At 49.8% G+C, this 14,845-nt stretch carries 17 protein-coding genes; 5 read left to right on the forward strand and 12 right to left on the reverse strand.

Annotated elements, in window-relative coordinates:
* The first annotated feature begins 32 nt into the window (after positions 1-32).
* Complete coding sequence (locus AUMI_RS03135) at positions 33-734, forward strand: exonuclease domain-containing protein (RefSeq protein WP_231951815.1); 702 nt, start codon at positions 33-35, stop codon at positions 732-734.
* Between the two features lie 57 nt (positions 735-791).
* Here the strand turns inward: AUMI_RS03135 and AUMI_RS03140 are convergent, their stop codons facing one another.
* From AUMI_RS03140 to glgA, 3 genes are all read right to left on the reverse strand, one after another.
* Positions 792-1,043, reverse strand: a complete 252-nt coding sequence (locus tag AUMI_RS03140; protein ID WP_096381219.1) for a type B 50S ribosomal protein L31 — start codon at positions 1,041-1,043, stop codon at positions 792-794.
* A gap of 95 nt (positions 1,044-1,138) precedes the next feature.
* Positions 1,139-1,924: an ABC transporter ATP-binding protein gene (locus AUMI_RS03145; protein ID WP_096381222.1), complete on the reverse strand. Its 786-nt coding sequence runs from the start codon at positions 1,922-1,924 to the stop codon at positions 1,139-1,141.
* A 20-nt stretch (positions 1,925-1,944) separates the two neighbouring features.
* Entirely contained in the window at positions 1,945-3,129 is a 1,185-nt protein-coding gene (gene glgA / locus AUMI_RS03150) for a glycogen synthase (protein ID WP_096381224.1), read from the reverse strand.
* A 95-nt stretch (positions 3,130-3,224) separates the two neighbouring features.
* Between glgA and glgC the strand changes: the two genes are divergently transcribed.
* Together glgC and serB are read left to right on the forward strand one after the other, a co-directional pair.
* The gene (gene glgC, locus AUMI_RS03155) at positions 3,225-4,463 is read left to right on the forward strand and encodes a glucose-1-phosphate adenylyltransferase (RefSeq protein ID WP_096381226.1); all 1,239 of its coding nucleotides are present in this window, start codon (positions 3,225-3,227) and stop codon (positions 4,461-4,463) included.
* The gene (gene serB / locus AUMI_RS03160) at positions 4,460-5,128 is read left to right on the forward strand and encodes a phosphoserine phosphatase SerB (RefSeq protein ID WP_096381228.1); all 669 of its coding nucleotides are present in this window, start codon (positions 4,460-4,462) and stop codon (positions 5,126-5,128) included. The genes glgC and serB overlap by 4 nt, the downstream gene beginning before the upstream one ends.
* On the opposite strand, the gene fabG is transcribed toward serB, so the two are convergent.
* Positions 5,125-5,832, reverse strand: coding sequence for a 3-oxoacyl-ACP reductase FabG (gene fabG, locus AUMI_RS03165; protein WP_231951818.1), 708 nt, complete (start codon positions 5,830-5,832; stop codon positions 5,125-5,127). The genes serB and fabG overlap by 4 nt on opposite strands.
* 80 nt (positions 5,833-5,912) lie before the next feature.
* On the opposite strand from fabG, the gene AUMI_RS03170 reads away from it, so the two are divergent.
* Both AUMI_RS03170 and AUMI_RS03175 read left to right on the forward strand, forming a co-directional pair.
* Complete coding sequence (locus AUMI_RS03170) at positions 5,913-6,188, forward strand: DUF3099 domain-containing protein (RefSeq protein ID WP_096381233.1); 276 nt, start codon at positions 5,913-5,915, stop codon at positions 6,186-6,188.
* Positions 6,185-7,069, forward strand: a complete 885-nt coding sequence (locus AUMI_RS03175; RefSeq protein ID WP_096381236.1) for an SURF1 family cytochrome oxidase biogenesis protein — start codon at positions 6,185-6,187, stop codon at positions 7,067-7,069. Before AUMI_RS03170 ends, AUMI_RS03175 begins: the two co-directional genes overlap by 4 nt.
* Here AUMI_RS03175 and leuA read toward each other — a convergent pair.
* The 8 genes from leuA to dnaJ all read right to left on the reverse strand — a co-directional run bounded on the left by leuA (position 7,066) and on the right by dnaJ (position 14,839).
* A complete protein-coding gene (gene leuA / locus AUMI_RS03180; RefSeq protein ID WP_096381238.1) occupies positions 7,066-8,793 on the reverse strand; it encodes a 2-isopropylmalate synthase in 1,728 nt (575 codons plus the stop codon). The two genes, AUMI_RS03175 and leuA, sit on opposite strands and share 4 nt — an antisense overlap.
* 131 nt (positions 8,794-8,924) lie before the next feature.
* Positions 8,925-9,854: a GTPase Era gene (era, locus tag AUMI_RS03185; protein ID WP_096381241.1), complete on the reverse strand. Its 930-nt coding sequence runs from the start codon at positions 9,852-9,854 to the stop codon at positions 8,925-8,927.
* Complete coding sequence (locus AUMI_RS03190; protein WP_197702073.1) at positions 9,854-11,149, reverse strand: hemolysin family protein; 1,296 nt, start codon at positions 11,147-11,149, stop codon at positions 9,854-9,856. The genes era and AUMI_RS03190 overlap by 1 nt, the downstream gene beginning before the upstream one ends.
* Positions 11,146-11,616 (reverse strand): rRNA maturation RNase YbeY, encoded by a 471-nt coding sequence (gene ybeY, locus AUMI_RS03195; protein WP_096381244.1) that lies wholly within the window; start codon positions 11,614-11,616, stop codon positions 11,146-11,148. The genes AUMI_RS03190 and ybeY overlap by 4 nt, the downstream gene beginning before the upstream one ends.
* A complete protein-coding gene (locus AUMI_RS03200) occupies positions 11,613-12,590 on the reverse strand; it encodes a PhoH family protein (protein ID WP_231951865.1) in 978 nt (325 codons plus the stop codon). Before AUMI_RS03200 ends, ybeY begins: the two co-directional genes overlap by 4 nt.
* Positions 12,591-12,636: 46 nt before the next feature.
* A complete protein-coding gene (locus AUMI_RS03205; protein WP_096381248.1) occupies positions 12,637-12,987 on the reverse strand; it encodes a histidine triad nucleotide-binding protein in 351 nt (116 codons plus the stop codon).
* 9 nt (positions 12,988-12,996) lie between these two features.
* Positions 12,997-13,725 carry a 16S rRNA (uracil(1498)-N(3))-methyltransferase gene (locus AUMI_RS03210; RefSeq protein ID WP_096381250.1) on the reverse strand — a complete coding sequence of 243 codons (729 nt, stop codon included), beginning with the start codon at positions 13,723-13,725 and terminating at the stop codon, positions 12,997-12,999.
* Between the two features lie 4 nt (positions 13,726-13,729).
* A complete protein-coding gene (gene dnaJ / locus AUMI_RS03215; RefSeq protein WP_096381252.1) occupies positions 13,730-14,839 on the reverse strand; it encodes a molecular chaperone DnaJ in 1,110 nt (369 codons plus the stop codon).
* Between the last annotated feature and the right edge of the window lie 6 nt (positions 14,840-14,845).

The following is a 14,845-nucleotide window of genomic DNA, read 5'->3' on the forward strand; positions in this document are numbered from 1 at the left end:
GCTTGTCCGTCGGAGAACCTAAAGTGAATGACGTGACCAACACTGGATTGCCCGAATGGGCTAACGTAATTGCTGTTTTTGACACCGAAACGACGGGAATTGCCCCTGAGACGACACGTATCGTCTCAGCGAACGTCAGTGTCCTCAACCCTTATGGCGAGGTGGAAGAAGAGCATAACTGGCTCATCGATTGTGGAATTGAAATTCCTGAGCAAGCAACGGCTGTGCATGGCATCACAACAGAACGCATGCGCTCAGAAGGCGCACCAGCTCCGGACAGCATTTATGAGCTACTGACGATTATTTCAAGCTTTATGGATCAGGGAATTGGCGTGGTTGCATATAACGCTTCGTATGACTTCACGATTCTTGACCGGGAAGCAAAAAGATATGGGTTTGATCCACTTGAACTCCCCCGTCCAGTGATCGATCCCCTCATTATTGACAAGCAGGTCGATAAATACCGCAAGGGCAAAAGAACGTTAGAAGCCGCCGCTGCTCATTATGGTGTTGCGCTCACTGATGCCCATGATGCTGCGGCAGATGCGATTGCAGCTGGGCGCGTTGCCCATGCAATTGGGAAAAAGTACGCTGCGGACCTGGCTTTTCCCGCTGAAGAGCTACATGACCTCCAAGTCACCTGGGCTAAGGAACAAGCTGAAAGTTACGCCAACTGGCGCCGGAGTCAGAACCTACCTGTTTACCCAGGAGATGGAATGTGGCCCGTCAGATAGCGCTCAACAGCAAAAAGCCCGGTCGCATGACCGGGCTTTTTAGTGAAAACTTGTGAATTACTGACCGAAACCAGCAAAGCGCTTGTTGAACTTCTCCACACGTCCTGCAGAGTCCATGATGCGCTGCTTACCTGTGTAGAACGGGTGGGATGCACTGGAGATTTCAACGTCGATGACGGGGTATTCGTTACCATCGGTCCACTTAACAGTCTTTGAGCTGGTAGCGGTAGAACGTGTCAGGAACGACTCGCCCGAAGCCAGGTCGTGAAAGACGACTGGTGCGTACTCGGGGTGGATGTCAGACTTCATCGATATTTCCTTTAATTGACGTTGTTCATCAGACGACGAACAAGAAGCTTTGTGCCAGCGCTTTTCAGCGGGCTGACTCACTATGTTATCAGAAACTAGAGGGTTGCCTGCGCCGAGTATCGACCATCATTGGTGAATAGAGAAATTTTGACTCCAAACACGTCTGAAAGGTTCGCTTCCGTCAGTGTGGAATCAATTGGTCCTGCGTGAGCTGCGGTTCCATCCTTCATCAGAAGAACATGGGTAAACCCACGTGGAATCTCTTCAACATGGTGGGTCACCATGATGATTGCGGGAGCTGAGGGGTTTCCAGCAAAGTACCCCAACATCTGCAAAATTTCTTCACGCGAGCCCATATCTAGTCCAGCAGTCGGCTCATCGAGTAAAAGCAATTCCGGGTCGGTCATGATCGAGCGTGCAATTTGCATTCTCTTTGCTTCACCTTCAGAAAGTGAAACAAGAGTGCGATCGCTGAAACCTTCGAGACGCCACTCAGCAAGAACGCGTCGGGCACGCCGGATATCAATGTCTTCGAACTGTTCACCACGACGTTCCGCAGCGGCATATGCCGCGGTGATAACAGCGTCCGAAACAGTTTCTGTTGGAGGGATTCGCTTGGCCATGCTTGAGGAGGCGTAGCCCACTCGAGGACGCAACCATTCGGGGTCTGCCGTGGCAAGATCTTCATCGAGAACGGTCACCTGTCCGCTGGTTGGGATGTCCCATCCAGCAGCCATATCCAAAAGTGACGTTTTCCCAGCACCGTTAGCGCCAAGAATGATCCAGCGTTGGTCACTTGTCACATCCCAATTAAGGTCAGAAACAACGGAATGTCCGTCGCGGACAAGAGACGCGTGCGAAAACTTAAGAACCTGGACCATGTCTCAATGCTAACGACTAGTTATGCGCGAACTAAGTTGTAAATAGACCGTGTTTGCTCTGCTATTGCCGCCCAGTCGAAGTGTGTGCGTGCTCGTTCGCGAGCAGCAACACCCATACGACGAGCCCGGTCAATATCCGAGACAGCATTAATCATTGCCCGGGCTAAATCAGAGACATATTTTTCCGGATTTAGAGGGGTACCAGTGCCATCTTGAAGTTGTTCAATAGGAACTAACCAACCCGTTTCTCCGTCTGCAATAACTTCCGGAATTCCTCCAGTAGCTGTTCCCACCACCGGTATTCCACAGGCCATGGCTTCTAAATTGACGATTCCGAGAGGTTCATAAATGGAGGGACATACGAAAGCAGTGGCTGAGGTCAAAATGGCTGCAAGCTCGTGTCGGGGCAGATGATCAGGAATCCAGATAACTCCAGAACGTTCCTTCTGCAGTAGAGAAACCCTGAGTTCTACTTCTTGCTTGATTTCCTCAGTGTCTGGTGCTCCTGCACACAAAATCAACTGAACATCCTCCGGAAGAGCTTGAGCTGCCTCTAGTAAATAGGGCAAACCCTTTTGGCGAGTAATTCTTCCAACAAAAACAATGGAAGGGCGGGACGAATCAATCCCCCACCTCTCCAAGAGTTCAGGATTAGATGTTGGAGCCCATGCCTGAACATCAATTCCGTTGTGAATGACGTGCACTTTGTTGGGATCGATATCGGGGTAACTTCGCAATATATCCAAACGCATGCCGCCGGAAACAGCAATTACCGCATTTGCACTCTCATATGCGCTGCGTTCTATGGAGCTGGAAACTTTGTATCCACCGCCGAGCTGTTCTGCTTTCCACGGCCTCAAAGGCTCCAGACTGTGGGCGGTGATGACGTGAGGAATTCCATGCAATTGTTGAGAAAGCCGTCCAGCTTCATTTGCATACCAGGTGTGCGAATGAACGATATCTGCACCCACGGTGTCATTTGCCATCAGGAGATTCACGCCAATGGTCTGCAATGCCGCATTAGCCGAATGAAGTTCTTGAGGAACCAGGTAGCTTGTCACATCAGCTTCATCACGAACCGAACCAAAGCAGCGAACGTGAATCTCATCACTTGCGCGCAAAGCCTTTACCAATTCAGCAACGTGAACACCGGCACCGCCATAAATCTCAGGCGGATATTCCTTGGTAAGCAAATCAACGCGCATGACAATGACGTTATCTCACCTTCAAATAGTTATCGAACGTAACGTTGAAAAATTTATGTTGCTAAACCGTTACCTTGTTGCCCTACTGTTGAGAAATGGCCAAGAAGGTTTTTGGAATTGTTCTCGCTGGCGGCGAGGGCAAAAGACTAATGCCCCTGACCGAGGACAGGGCAAAGCCCGCAGTCCCTTTTGGTGGGCAATACCGTCTCGTTGATTTTGCGATTTCGAATCTGATTAATTCAGGGCTTCGCCAAATTGTGGTCCTTACGCAATACAAATCACATTCACTGGACCGTCACGTCTCCCAAACGTGGAGAATGTCTGGTCTTCTTGGCTCTTACGTTGCCTCCGTTCCAGCACAACAACGCTTAGGAAAGAGATGGTTTTCGGGTAGCGCAGATGCCATCTTGCAAAGTTTGAACCTCATCCGTGACGAAAAACCTGACATTGTCGTTGTTGTTGGCGCCGATCACGTTTACCGCATGGATTTTGATCAGATGATTCAAGCCCACATTGAATCAGGACGCAAAGCCACTGTTGCCGCTATTCGCCAACCGATTCGTCTAGCTGATCAGTTCGGTGTCATCGAAGTCGATGACAAGGACGTGACAAAGATTTCCAGATTCCGTGAAAAGCCAACCGATGCAGTGGGGCTGCCAGACAATCCTGGTGAAGTTCTTGTATCCATGGGTAACTACGTGTTTGACGCAGATGCCCTTATTGAAGCCGTTGAACGAGATGGTGAATTATCAGATTCAAACCACGATATGGGTGGAGACATCATTCCCTATTTCGTGAGTGAAGATCAGGCCGGAGTCTACGACTTCCAACGTAATGATGTTCCAGGGTCGACTGATCGCGACAAGTATTACTGGCGCGATGTGGGAAGCATCGAAAGTTTCTTTGACGCACACATGGATTTGATCTCCACCCTGCCCGTCTTCAACCTATACAACACTGAGTGGCCGATTTACTCTATGCAGGTCAACTCTCCCCCAGCCAAGTTTGTTCGTGATGCACGAGGACGCGTCGGAGCAACAATTGATTCTGTCGTCTCATTGGGGTCTTTGTTATCTGGTGCTCACATTGAACGCAGTGTTCTGGGTCCTTGGTGTCAGGTTGATTCAGGTGCGAGTATCCACGACTCCATCGTTTTTGATCATGTCAATGTTGGTCAGGACGTTGAAATTCGCCGAGCTATTCTTGATAAGGAAGTCGTTGTTGAACCCGGTGCAAAAATCGGTGTTGATCACGAACGCGATAAAGCACGAGGGTTCACAGTTACTGAATCTGGAATCACCGTCGTGGGCAAGGGAGTACGAGTAACACCATGATTGAAGGCCGTATCGATTTCACCGCTACGGACTCAACTCGGTACCTCGTAGTTCTCGACGTTGACTCAACGTTGATAGAAAACGAAGCTATTGAACTGTTAGCTGAGGAAGCAGGTTCACTAGAGCTCGTCGCTGCTGTAACGGAGCGTGCAATGCGTGGCGAGCTTGATTTTGCTGAGAGTTTGCGAGAGAGAGTTGCCACTCTTGCAGGATTACCCTCCTCGGTCTTTGATACTGTCCGATCACGAATTACAGTCACCGCAGGTGCAGAGATACTCATTAAACGAATACAGGAACTCGGCGGCACAGTAGGAGTGGTAAGTGGTGGTTTTCACGAACTCCTCGATCCGCTCGCACAGCAACTTGGCTTAGATAAGTGGAAAGCAAATCGTTTAGAAGTTATAGATGGAGTTCTGACCGGCAACGTCCTAGGACACATCATTGACGCAGATGCTAAAGCGGATGCTCTGCGCCAATGGGCTGAAGAAACCTCAACTCCCCTATCGCACACTGTAGCCATCGGAGATGGGGCAAACGACCTCAAAATGATGGAAGCAGCTGGTCTGGGAATAGCTTTCTGCGCAAAGCCAATAGTTCAAGAAAGTGCTGATGTGTCCTTGAACGAACGAGACCTCAGCAAAGCCTTGGGGCTAATTGGGCTTTAGTGCCCCATACCTAATCCACCATCAACAGGAATCACAGCTCCAGAGATATAACCTGAGTCATCAGAAGCAAGCCAGGCACACACTTTGGCTACCTCAGAGGGTTGAGCAAAGCGTCCAGCGGGAATGTTCTTTTTATATTGTTCTTGCTGTTCCTCGGGTAGTGCTGCTGTCATATCCGTCTCAATGAAGCCAGGTGCAACAACGTTCGCGGTAATTCCACGTGCGCCTAATTCACGAGTAAGCGAACGTGCCATACCCACCAGTGCGCTCTTGGAAGAGGAGTAGTTAACCTGGCCGGCCGAGCCATAAAGTCCCACAACAGATGAAATCAAAATGATGCGACCGAAACGTGCCTTTAACATGCCCTTGATCGCACGCTTGACTACTTTGAAGGTTCCTCCGAGATTGGTATCAACGACGGAATCAAACTCTTCGTCCGTCATTCGCATCACAAGGGTGTCTTTAGTAATGCCAGCATTGGCAACGAGAACTTCTACTGGGCCAAGTTTCTCTTCAACTTCTGCATATGCAGAATCAAGTGAAGACCCATCAGTAACATCTGCTCGAACAGTAAGCGAACCGGCAGGACCTTCACCAGAACGTGCTGTGACAGCTACACGATGACCCTGGGCGATGAATTCCTCCGCAAGGGCATATCCAATGCCTCTGTTTCCACCAGTAATGAGCACTGTACGAACGGTCACATTTCCTCCTATTGGATGCATCGAATGCCAGCTTAGTCGTAGGCTAGTAGCACCACATCAACCTTGGAGTAGTGCTGGCAATGAAGAAGAAACTTCAGTCCGCAACAACCCTTCCACCATCCCCCGCTGACGAGCGGCGAATTCGGATGGTCAAGTACACCATCGCTATGAGTATTCGCATGGTTTGCATCATTGGAATGCTCTTTGTTTCAGGCTGGTGGCTTGTCGTCTTTGCAGCAGGAGCAATTGTGCTTCCCTATTTCGCCATGATTGCTGCAAACGTCAAGATGGCGCCTAAAACCTCTATTGTTGAGCGCCCTAGCACCATCGTGCTCTATCAAGAAAAGCAGTCTTGAACACAGTTCCCACCCCTTCAGAAGCACCAGAACGTGTTCCTTGGTATGCAGTTGCCCTCACCAAAAGGTGGTTGACATACCTTTTGTTGACAGCCATATTCGCAGGTACCTGCATAGCCCTATCAACATGGCAGTTCAACCGGCGTGAAGAAGCTCAGCAAGAAATTAGCAGGGTCTTATCGAACTACGAGGCGTCCCCAATAACCCTCAGTGAAGCTCTACCAACCCTGGATACATTCGAACCTGACGATAAGTGGATTCCAGTTACCGTAACTGGCACATATTTATCTGAAGACCAATTTATTGTTCGAAGTCGTCCGCGTGAACAACAAGCTGGTGTTGAAGTTCTGACTCCCCTGCTGACAGAGCAGGGCAATGTCTTTGTTATCAATCGTGGATGGCTACCAGTTTTGCCTGACGGCACAGAAAACTACACCTTGCCTGCACCACCGTCCGGTGAGGTCACTGTTATTGCCCGGCTGAAAGCAGGTGAACCGGCCATTCCAGGCCGCGAAGCAGCTGGAAACCAACTAGCAACAATTGAATTACCCCTCATCGCAGAAAGGATCGGATACCCTACATACACCGGTGCATACGGTGTACTGGACTCAGAGACGCCTCCACCAATTGAGAATCCACCACTGGCAGCCAAAAAGCCTTCACTGGATGAAGGCGCTCATCTGAGTTATGCCTACCAATGGATCATGTTTGGTCTACTGGCATTTATTGCTTTGGCGTGGGCAATACGCAACGAACTTCGTATACGAAATGCTGAGACTGACGAGGGTAAAGCTCGCGAACTTAAACGTCAGCAAAAACGCGCAGCACAACCTACAGAAGAGGACATCGAGGATGCTCTTCTTGATCAGGCCTCTCGCTAGCGAACTGCTCGGTTGATTGCAGAGACGACTGCTTTTAGCGACGCAGTTGAGATATCAGAGTCGATACCAACACCCCATAGTCGTGTGCCATTGACATTGAGCTCAACATAGGCAGCAGCCATGGCGTCACCACCGGCGGAAAGCGTGTGTTCCACATAATCAAAGAGCTCTACGTTGATTCCCTCTTCGTGCATGAGCTTTAGGAAGGCATCAATAGGACCGTTTCCGATGGCATCTTTGCGTGTGACACTCTCGCCATCTCGTAAGTCAACCGAGAGCTTCAGCGTGCCATTGAAATCGCTTTCGGTTCGGCTACCCGTGAGTTCAAACCGACCCCACTTGTTGACCGCGTCCTTAGCTGGCAAGTATTCATCTTGGAAAATTGCCCACAAATCATCACTGGAGACTTCGCCACCTTCAGCATCGGTTTTGTGTTGAACTACACCAGAGAATTCAATCTGAAGGCGTCGAGGAAGTTCGAGGTTGTGATCTTTCTTGAGAAGGTAGGCCACGCCACCCTTGCCCGACTGTGAGTTAACACGGATGACAGCTTCGTAGCTGCGTCCGAGGTCTTTGGGGTCCACCGGAAGGTAAGGGACAGCCCACACAAGGTTGTCAACATGTGTGCCTTGAGCTTCTGCATCTGCTGCCATACGCTCAAAGCCTTTTTTGATGGCATCTTGATGTGAGCCAGAGAAAGCAGTGTAGACAAGGTCACCAGCCCAGGGGCTGCGTTCGTGAACTTTGAGTTGGTTGCAGTACTCAGCAGTTCGCTTAATTTCATCGAGGTTACTGAAATCGATTTGAGGGTCGATTCCTTGAGTAAACATATTGATACCCAAAGCAACAAGGTCAACGTTCCCTGTGCGCTCACCATTACCGAACAGGCATCCCTCGATGCGGTCTGCACCTGCCATATACCCCAATTCAGCTGCAGCTACCGCTGTTCCTCGGTCATTGTGAGGGTGCAATGAGATAATGACGTTCTCGCGATGGGCAAGGTGGCGACCCATCCACTCAATTGAGTCTGCATATACATTGGGCGACGCCATTTCGACGGTGGCAGGAAGGTTGATGATGACCTTGCGCTCGGGTGTTGGCTCAAGGACTTCGAGAACTGCGTTGCACACCTCAACGGCGTATTCCAGCTCTGTACCAGTGAAGCTTTCAGGAGAGTATTCGTAAAAGACCTTCGTCTGCGGAATCTTCTTCTCCATTTCACGACAGAAACGCGCGCCATGAAGTGCAATGTCCATGATTCCTTGACGGTCTTCACGAAAGACAACATCACGCTGCAAAATACTGGTCGAGTTATAGAAGTGAACGATGGCCTGCTTGGCGCCCGCGATGGATTCGTAGGTGCGTTCAATGAGGTGATCACGCGCTTGAGTAAGCACCTGAATAGTGACATCGTCTGGAATAGCTTTTTCTTCAATCAGAGATCGCACGAAATCAAAGTCGGTCTGGCTCGCAGAAGGGAAACCTACTTCGATCTCTTTGTAACCCATTTTGACTAAGAGGTCGAACATGATGCGCTTGCGCTCAGGACTCATGGGGTCGATGAGTGCTTGGTTTCCGTCTCGTAAGTCAACTGCACACCAGATTGGTGCTTTTTCGATGCGCTTCGATGGCCACGTTCGATCTGGAAGATCTATTCCCAAGCTCTCGTGATACGGGCGGTATTTGTGCACTGGCATAGTGCTAGCAGTCTGGTTATTCTTCATCTGTCTTCTCCTCGCGAATGGTGTTCAGCCAACGGGCATCTCCGCGACGAGTGAGGCCTAATAAATGGACTCGTCGCGGCAACTAAGAAGAAGCAGACCAGTGGACATATTTCTAGGCTAGCACTTGCGCTTTAGAAGCCCAATCGCTGAAGTAGTTTGGGGTCTCGCTGCCAATCTTTGGCAACCTTTACTCGCAGAGATAAAAATACTTTCTTACCGACTACGGGCTCGATCGCTGCTCTGGAGCGTTGACCGATGTCTTTGAGTCGCTCTCCGCCAGAACCGATGATGATTCCTTTTTGACTGTCGCGCTCGACGAAAACATTGGCGTAAATTTCGAGAAGATCCTTATCCTCCCGTTCGATCATGTCGTCGATAGTTACAGCAAGGGAATGCGGGAGTTCTTCATGAACTCCTTCAAGAATGGTCTCTCGAATGAGTTCAGAAATACGCTTTTCAATCCCCTCATCTGTGTTGGTTTCATCAGGATAAAGTGGCTGCCCCAGTGGCAGGAGTTGAATGAGCTCATCTGCAAGAAGATCAACCTGATCGTTGCCAACAGCTGAAACTGGAATTATTGTTGCCCAGTCTCGCAGTTCTTGAACTTGCATGAGCCTTTCGGCTGTTTGCGCTTTGGAAGCAACATCTGTCTTAGTGATGACAGCTATTTTGATGGCCCGGGGATACTTGTCCAATTGTTCGTTGATAAAACGATCACCTGGGCCGATGGGTTCATCAGCCGGAAAACACATTCCAATCACATCAACATCCCCGAGTGTTGCCTGAACGAGGGCATTCAAGCGTTCACCCAGTAGTGTTCTAGGACGGTGAATTCCTGGGGTGTCTACCAGAATCAGTTGACCGGTTGGACGGTTCGTAATTCCTCTGATTGTGTGACGGGTAGTTTGTGGCTTGGAGGAGGTAATGGCGACCTTTTCACCGACAAGGGCGTTTGTCAATGTGGATTTGCCCACGTTAGGGCGTCCAACCAGGGAGACGAAACCAGATCGAAATTCACCTGAGCTTTCTTCACGCTTTGATGCTTTGGGTGGTCTCGCCATTATTCATCCTGTTCTGAAAATGCATTGAGGGCATCAATGAGATCTTGATCGCGTTCTACAACTACTCGGGTTACACGCTTTCTGTGTGAGCCACTCACATCAGCGGTAATGATCAATCCGCTCACGGTAACGCTATCTCCTACAACAGGGAGTCTGCCAAGCTCTTTTGCCAGCAATCCACCAACAGAGTCAACATCTTCATCATCGAGTTCAAGCCCAAAGAGTTCGCCTAATTCATCCAGTGGTAGACGTGTGGCCACGCGGTAAGTGTTCTCATGAATCTGCTCAACATCTGGGGCGCCTCGATCATGCTCATCAGAAATATCGCCAACGAGTTCCTCAATAAGATCCTCGAGAGTCACCAGGCCTGCAATGCCTCCGTGTTCGTCCACGACTAATGCCATGTGAATAGATTCGGTTTGCATCTGTTTGAGTGTGTCATCCACCTTCTTTGATTCAGGCACAAACATTGCAGGTCGTGCCAAATCAATAAGTTTGCCTTCTGCAAAGTTTTCAGGGTGTTCGAACATTCGACGAGAAACATCACGAAGATTGAGCACGCCGACAATGTCATCGATTTCTTCACCAATGATTGGCACTCGAGAGTAACCGGATTCATGGAACAACTTTGCAGCATCACTCAGTGATGCATGTGAGTCGATTGTGACCATATCTGTTCGAGGAATCATGACCTCTCGCGCAATGGTCTCTCCCCATTCGAAGATGGAATGAATGAGCTCCCGTTCGTCGCTCTCCAACACATCATGCTTCACGGCTTCGTCAACCATACTCAGAAGCTGTTCTTCAGAGGCAAAGGATGTTGTGCCTGGACGACCTGGAGTGACTTTATCTCCCATGGTGACAAGAAAGTTCGCCAAAGGCCCCAGAATGACGCGAAAGAAATGAATGAGTGGCGCAGAAACACTCAATACTTTTTCAGGATGCACTCGACCCACAGACCGTGGACTTGAACCGGCCAAAACAAAGCTGGCGATAGACATCACCAAAATAGCTAACAGCAGAGCTGCCCAATACGGCAGACCTAACGACACTAGAGCCAGTGTGACGATAACGGCGGCAGCTGTTTCGGCAAGAATTCTCACAAATGTTGTGACTGTCCGGTGAGGTCCTACATCACGTGAAATTGCGACAAGAGATCGTTGCGCACGACGTCCTTGAGCGGCTTGACGAAAATCTTCTGACGACATCACACCCATTGCAGATTCGCTGGCAGCCATCAACCCGCCGAAGCCAATCAGCGCAATCATGCCGAGAATGGTGAGGAAAATTGTCACGAAGTCTCTCGTTGTTTCTCTGCCATGGTGAACCCAATAATGAGGTCCCGTTGGAGGGCAAACATTTCTTTTTCTTCATCAGGTTCAGCATGGTCAAACCCGAGAAGATGCAATATTCCATGTGCGGTGAGATAGAGCAGCTCATCCATTGTGGAATGACCGGCACCCTCTGCTTGAACCTCTGCAACTTGAGGGCACAGCACAACATCACCGAGAACACCTGGTGGCGTCACGACATCGTCATTACCTGGACGTAACTCATCCATGGGGAAGCTCAATACATCTGTAGGGCCTGGTTCACCCATCCACTGAACGTGAAGTTGCTCCATCGCTCCCTCGTCAACAAGGACGAGGGCAAGATCTGCATCGGGATGAACGCGCATAGCGTCCAGGCAATACGTAGCTAATCTTTGGAGTGCTGCTTCATCAATGGCGAAGCTAGATTCATTGTTGACTTCGATACTCATTGACGAGCCTCCTGGGCTTGTTCGCGCTTATGACGAGCAGCTAAAGACTTTTCGTCATATTCGCTGTAGGCGTCAACGATACGTCCGACAAGAGAATGACGAACAACATCTGCGCTTGTCAGACGAGCAAAATGGATATCGTCGATGTCTTGAAGGATTCCCGTGACTAGTCTCAATCCGCTTGCAGAACTTGGTAAGTCCACCTGAGTGATGTCACCGGTGATGACCATCTTGGAGTCAAAACCCAGTCGAGTCAGGAACATTTTCATCTGTTCTGGAGTGGTGTTTTGAGCCTCATCCAAAATAATGAAGGAATTGTTGAGTGTACGACCTCGCATATAGGCCAGTGGTGCGACTTCAATAGTGCCTACGGCCATCAGCTTGGGTACTAGCTCAGGGTCGAGCATTTCGTTGAGCGCGTCGAAAAGTGGGCGCAGATACGGGTCTATCTTGTCTGTGAGAGTTCCTGGCAAAAATCCCAAGCGCTCCCCCGCTTCAACGGCAGGGCGGGTCAAAATAATTCGTTCGACTTCTTTGCGTTGCAAAGCTTGAACAGCTTTTGCCATAGCCAGATATGTTTTTCCCGTTCCGGCTGGGCCAATGCCGAAAGTAATGGTGTGATCTTCGATGGCGCGGACATATTCCTGCTGACCAACAGTTTTGGGGCGGAGAGTTTTTCCCCGCGTGGAGAGAATATCTTCACCCAAAACGGCCGATGGCGATGTGTGCGGGTGTACATCCTGTATGTGTTTCCCGCTTGCAACATCTGTCGGGGCAAGATCATGTCCTTGTCGAACCATGGTCAGTAGCTCGCGCACGAGATCCTGAGCCGCGAGTAGTTCTTTGTAAGCTTCGTCACTAGCGATTTTGGGGCTGAAACGAATCTCATTACCTCGAACGTGAACGTTAACAAGCGGGTACTGTTTCTCAACAGTGGTGAGTAATCGGTCTTGAGGCCCCAGCAATCGAACCATTTCAACACCATCAACAGTGATGACGTCTGAATGCGGCGCAGCAAATTCAGGCAAGTGTGTGCTCCTGAAGACCGCCGGAGAGTACATGTGCATGTACGTGAAAAACTGTCTGACCTGCGCTCTCACCAGTGTTGAAGACTAGGCGATACTCACCGTTGGAGTGCAAGGTTGCCAAGTTGTGAGCGGTGGAGACTATTTCAGCCAAAAGCTGAGGATCTCCCGCAGCCAATTCTGTGACGTTCTGGAAGTTTTCAGACTTAGGAATCACGAGTAAGTGCATAGGAGCTTGTGGAGCAATGTCTCTGATTGCAATGAGGCGATCATTCTCGAAGAGAATTTCTGCTGGTATTTCGCGATTAATGATTTTTGTGAAAATCGAAGGAGTCTGTTCGGACATAGCTCTAGCTTAACAGCGCCCTAGTTTGGCATTCATGATGGCCAGTGCAGCAGGTCCTGCGGTCGACGTTCGAAGAATATTGTTTCCCATCGTGACGATTGTGGCACCTGCATTACGGAACGTATCCAATTCAGTCTCTGTGATGCCGCCCTCTGGCCCAACAATGATCGCTATTTGATGCGATGTGGGATTGAAATAACTCAGTGGAACATCTCCTGTCGGATCTAATACGACGATGTCAGCACCTGACAACACCTGGGCAAGTTCGTTACTGGTTACTGGAGGGTGAACCTGTGGAATGAATGCACGAATGGATTGTTTGCTAGCTTCACGAACAATTGCTGACCACCTGGCAATGCCTTTTTCAATCTTGGGCCCGTCCCATTTGGAGATGCTCCGTGAGGCAGACCACGGGATGACGGTGTCAACACCCAGCTCTGTTGCGGCTTCGATAGCTCGTTCATCACGGTCTGTTTTGGCTAGCGCTTGGACAAGAATAATTTCTGGTTGAAGGCGTTCCTTGTGTTCAACGTGAAGTACACGAAGTTGAACGCAGTCTTTGGATACTGTTTCAGCTTCGACTGTAAGAACGAGACCGCGTCCATTGCCTACAGTGAGCTTCTCTCCTGGTCGCACCCGGGAGACAGTGGCAGCATGTTTCCCCTCCGAGCCATCTAAAACTACTTCGGATCCGACAGAAGCGGATTCCAGGCTTTCCAGAATGTAAAAGTGTGCCATTGATTTATGCGTTGAAGAATCGATCGCGCAACTTTGAGAACATACCCTGTTGGAAATGTGTCAGTGCTGGAGCGGATTGCTTTCGACCCTTGGCGAATGTTGAAATGAGTTCTTTTTCTTTAGAGCTCAACTTGGTGGGAGTAATTACGTGGATTCCCACTTTGAGATCACCGCGACCATTTCCGCGTAGGCGGGTTATGCCTCGATCTTTTACTGTCAGAACTTCGGAGCCTTGTGTTCCAGGTTTAATCTCTAGCGTGACCTCACCATCAAGCCCAGGAACCGTAACTGTGGTTCCTAGGATGGCATCTGTCATTTGAACTTCTAGAGTGCACAGCAAGTCATCATTGTCACGACTGAACACATCGTGGTGATTGACTTTTATTTCAAAATAGAGGTCGCCGGGGACGCCGCCTGCTTGACCAGCTTCTCCTGCTTGAGCCATGTGAAGTCGAACACCTGTATCAACACCTGCAGGAATGTCCAGGGGAATAGTTTTTGATGCTCTTACACGGCCTTGCCCTTGGCATGTTGTGCAGGGTGCGGGAATGGTGGTTCCATAACCTCTGCAGCTTCCACAAGGGTTGGAAGTCATGACGTTTCCCAGTAGGGAGCGAACTGCACGTTGAATTGTGCCTGATCCGCCACAGATGTCACAGGTTACAGGTGAAGTCCCTGGTTGACAGCAGTTTCCCGAACAGGTTTCGCACACCACTGCTGTATCAATTTCAATATCTTTGTGAACGCCAAAAATCACATCGGCGAGGTCTACCTCTACGCGCAGTAGAGCATCCTGACCACGTTCCATTCGTGAGCGGGGACCGCGTTGCTGGCCTCCACCGAAGAAGGTGTTGAAGATGTCTCCAAAGTCACTAAAACCTTGCCCGCCGAAATTTCCGCCAAAGCCGGCTTGTGGACCCAAATCATATTGTTGGCGTTGCACGGGGTCACTGAGAACTTCATAGGCGTGGGTGACGAGTTTGAATTTTTCTTGTGCAGCCTCGTCTGGATTCACATCAGGGTGAAGCTCACGTGCAAGTCTGCGATAGGCCTTCTTGATATCTTCAGCACTGGCATCACGTGAGATACCTAAAACGTCGTAATGATCAGCCACGAAGGC

Source organism: Aurantimicrobium minutum, assembly GCF_002355535.1.
In the GTDB taxonomy this organism is placed as follows: domain Bacteria; phylum Actinomycetota; class Actinomycetes; order Actinomycetales; family Microbacteriaceae; genus Aurantimicrobium; species Aurantimicrobium minutum.

Excerpts from the sequence above, each read along its gene's own strand:
- glgA (WP_096381224.1), bottom strand. The coding sequence starts at position 3,129 with ATGCGCGTTGATTTGCTTACCAAGGAATATCCGCCTGAGATTTATGGC.
- serB (WP_096381228.1), top strand. The coding sequence starts at position 4,460 with ATGATTGAAGGCCGTATCGATTTCACCGCTACGGACTCAACTCGGTAC.
- AUMI_RS03170 (WP_096381233.1), top strand. The coding sequence starts at position 5,913 with ATGAAGAAGAAACTTCAGTCCGCAACAACCCTTCCACCATCCCCCGCT.
- AUMI_RS03145 (WP_096381222.1), bottom strand. The coding sequence starts at position 1,924 with ATGGTCCAGGTTCTTAAGTTTTCGCACGCGTCTCTTGTCCGCGACGGA.
- AUMI_RS03205 (WP_096381248.1), bottom strand. The coding sequence starts at position 12,987 with ATGTCCGAACAGACTCCTTCGATTTTCACAAAAATCATTAATCGCGAA.
- AUMI_RS03140 (WP_096381219.1), bottom strand. The coding sequence starts at position 1,043 with ATGAAGTCTGACATCCACCCCGAGTACGCACCAGTCGTCTTTCACGAC.
- AUMI_RS03200 (WP_231951865.1), bottom strand. The coding sequence starts at position 12,590 with ATGGTTCGATTGCTGGGGCCTCAAGACCGATTACTCACCACTGTTGAG.
- AUMI_RS03210 (WP_096381250.1), bottom strand. The coding sequence starts at position 13,725 with ATGGCACACTTTTACATTCTGGAAAGCCTGGAATCCGCTTCTGTCGGA.
- ybeY (WP_096381244.1), bottom strand. The coding sequence starts at position 11,616 with ATGAGTATCGAAGTCAACAATGAATCTAGCTTCGCCATTGATGAAGCA.
- leuA (WP_096381238.1), bottom strand. The coding sequence starts at position 8,793 with ATGAAGAATAACCAGACTGCTAGCACTATGCCAGTGCACAAATACCGC.
- glgC (WP_096381226.1), top strand. The coding sequence starts at position 3,225 with ATGGCCAAGAAGGTTTTTGGAATTGTTCTCGCTGGCGGCGAGGGCAAA.
- era (WP_096381241.1), bottom strand. The coding sequence starts at position 9,854 with ATGGCGAGACCACCCAAAGCATCAAAGCGTGAAGAAAGCTCAGGTGAA.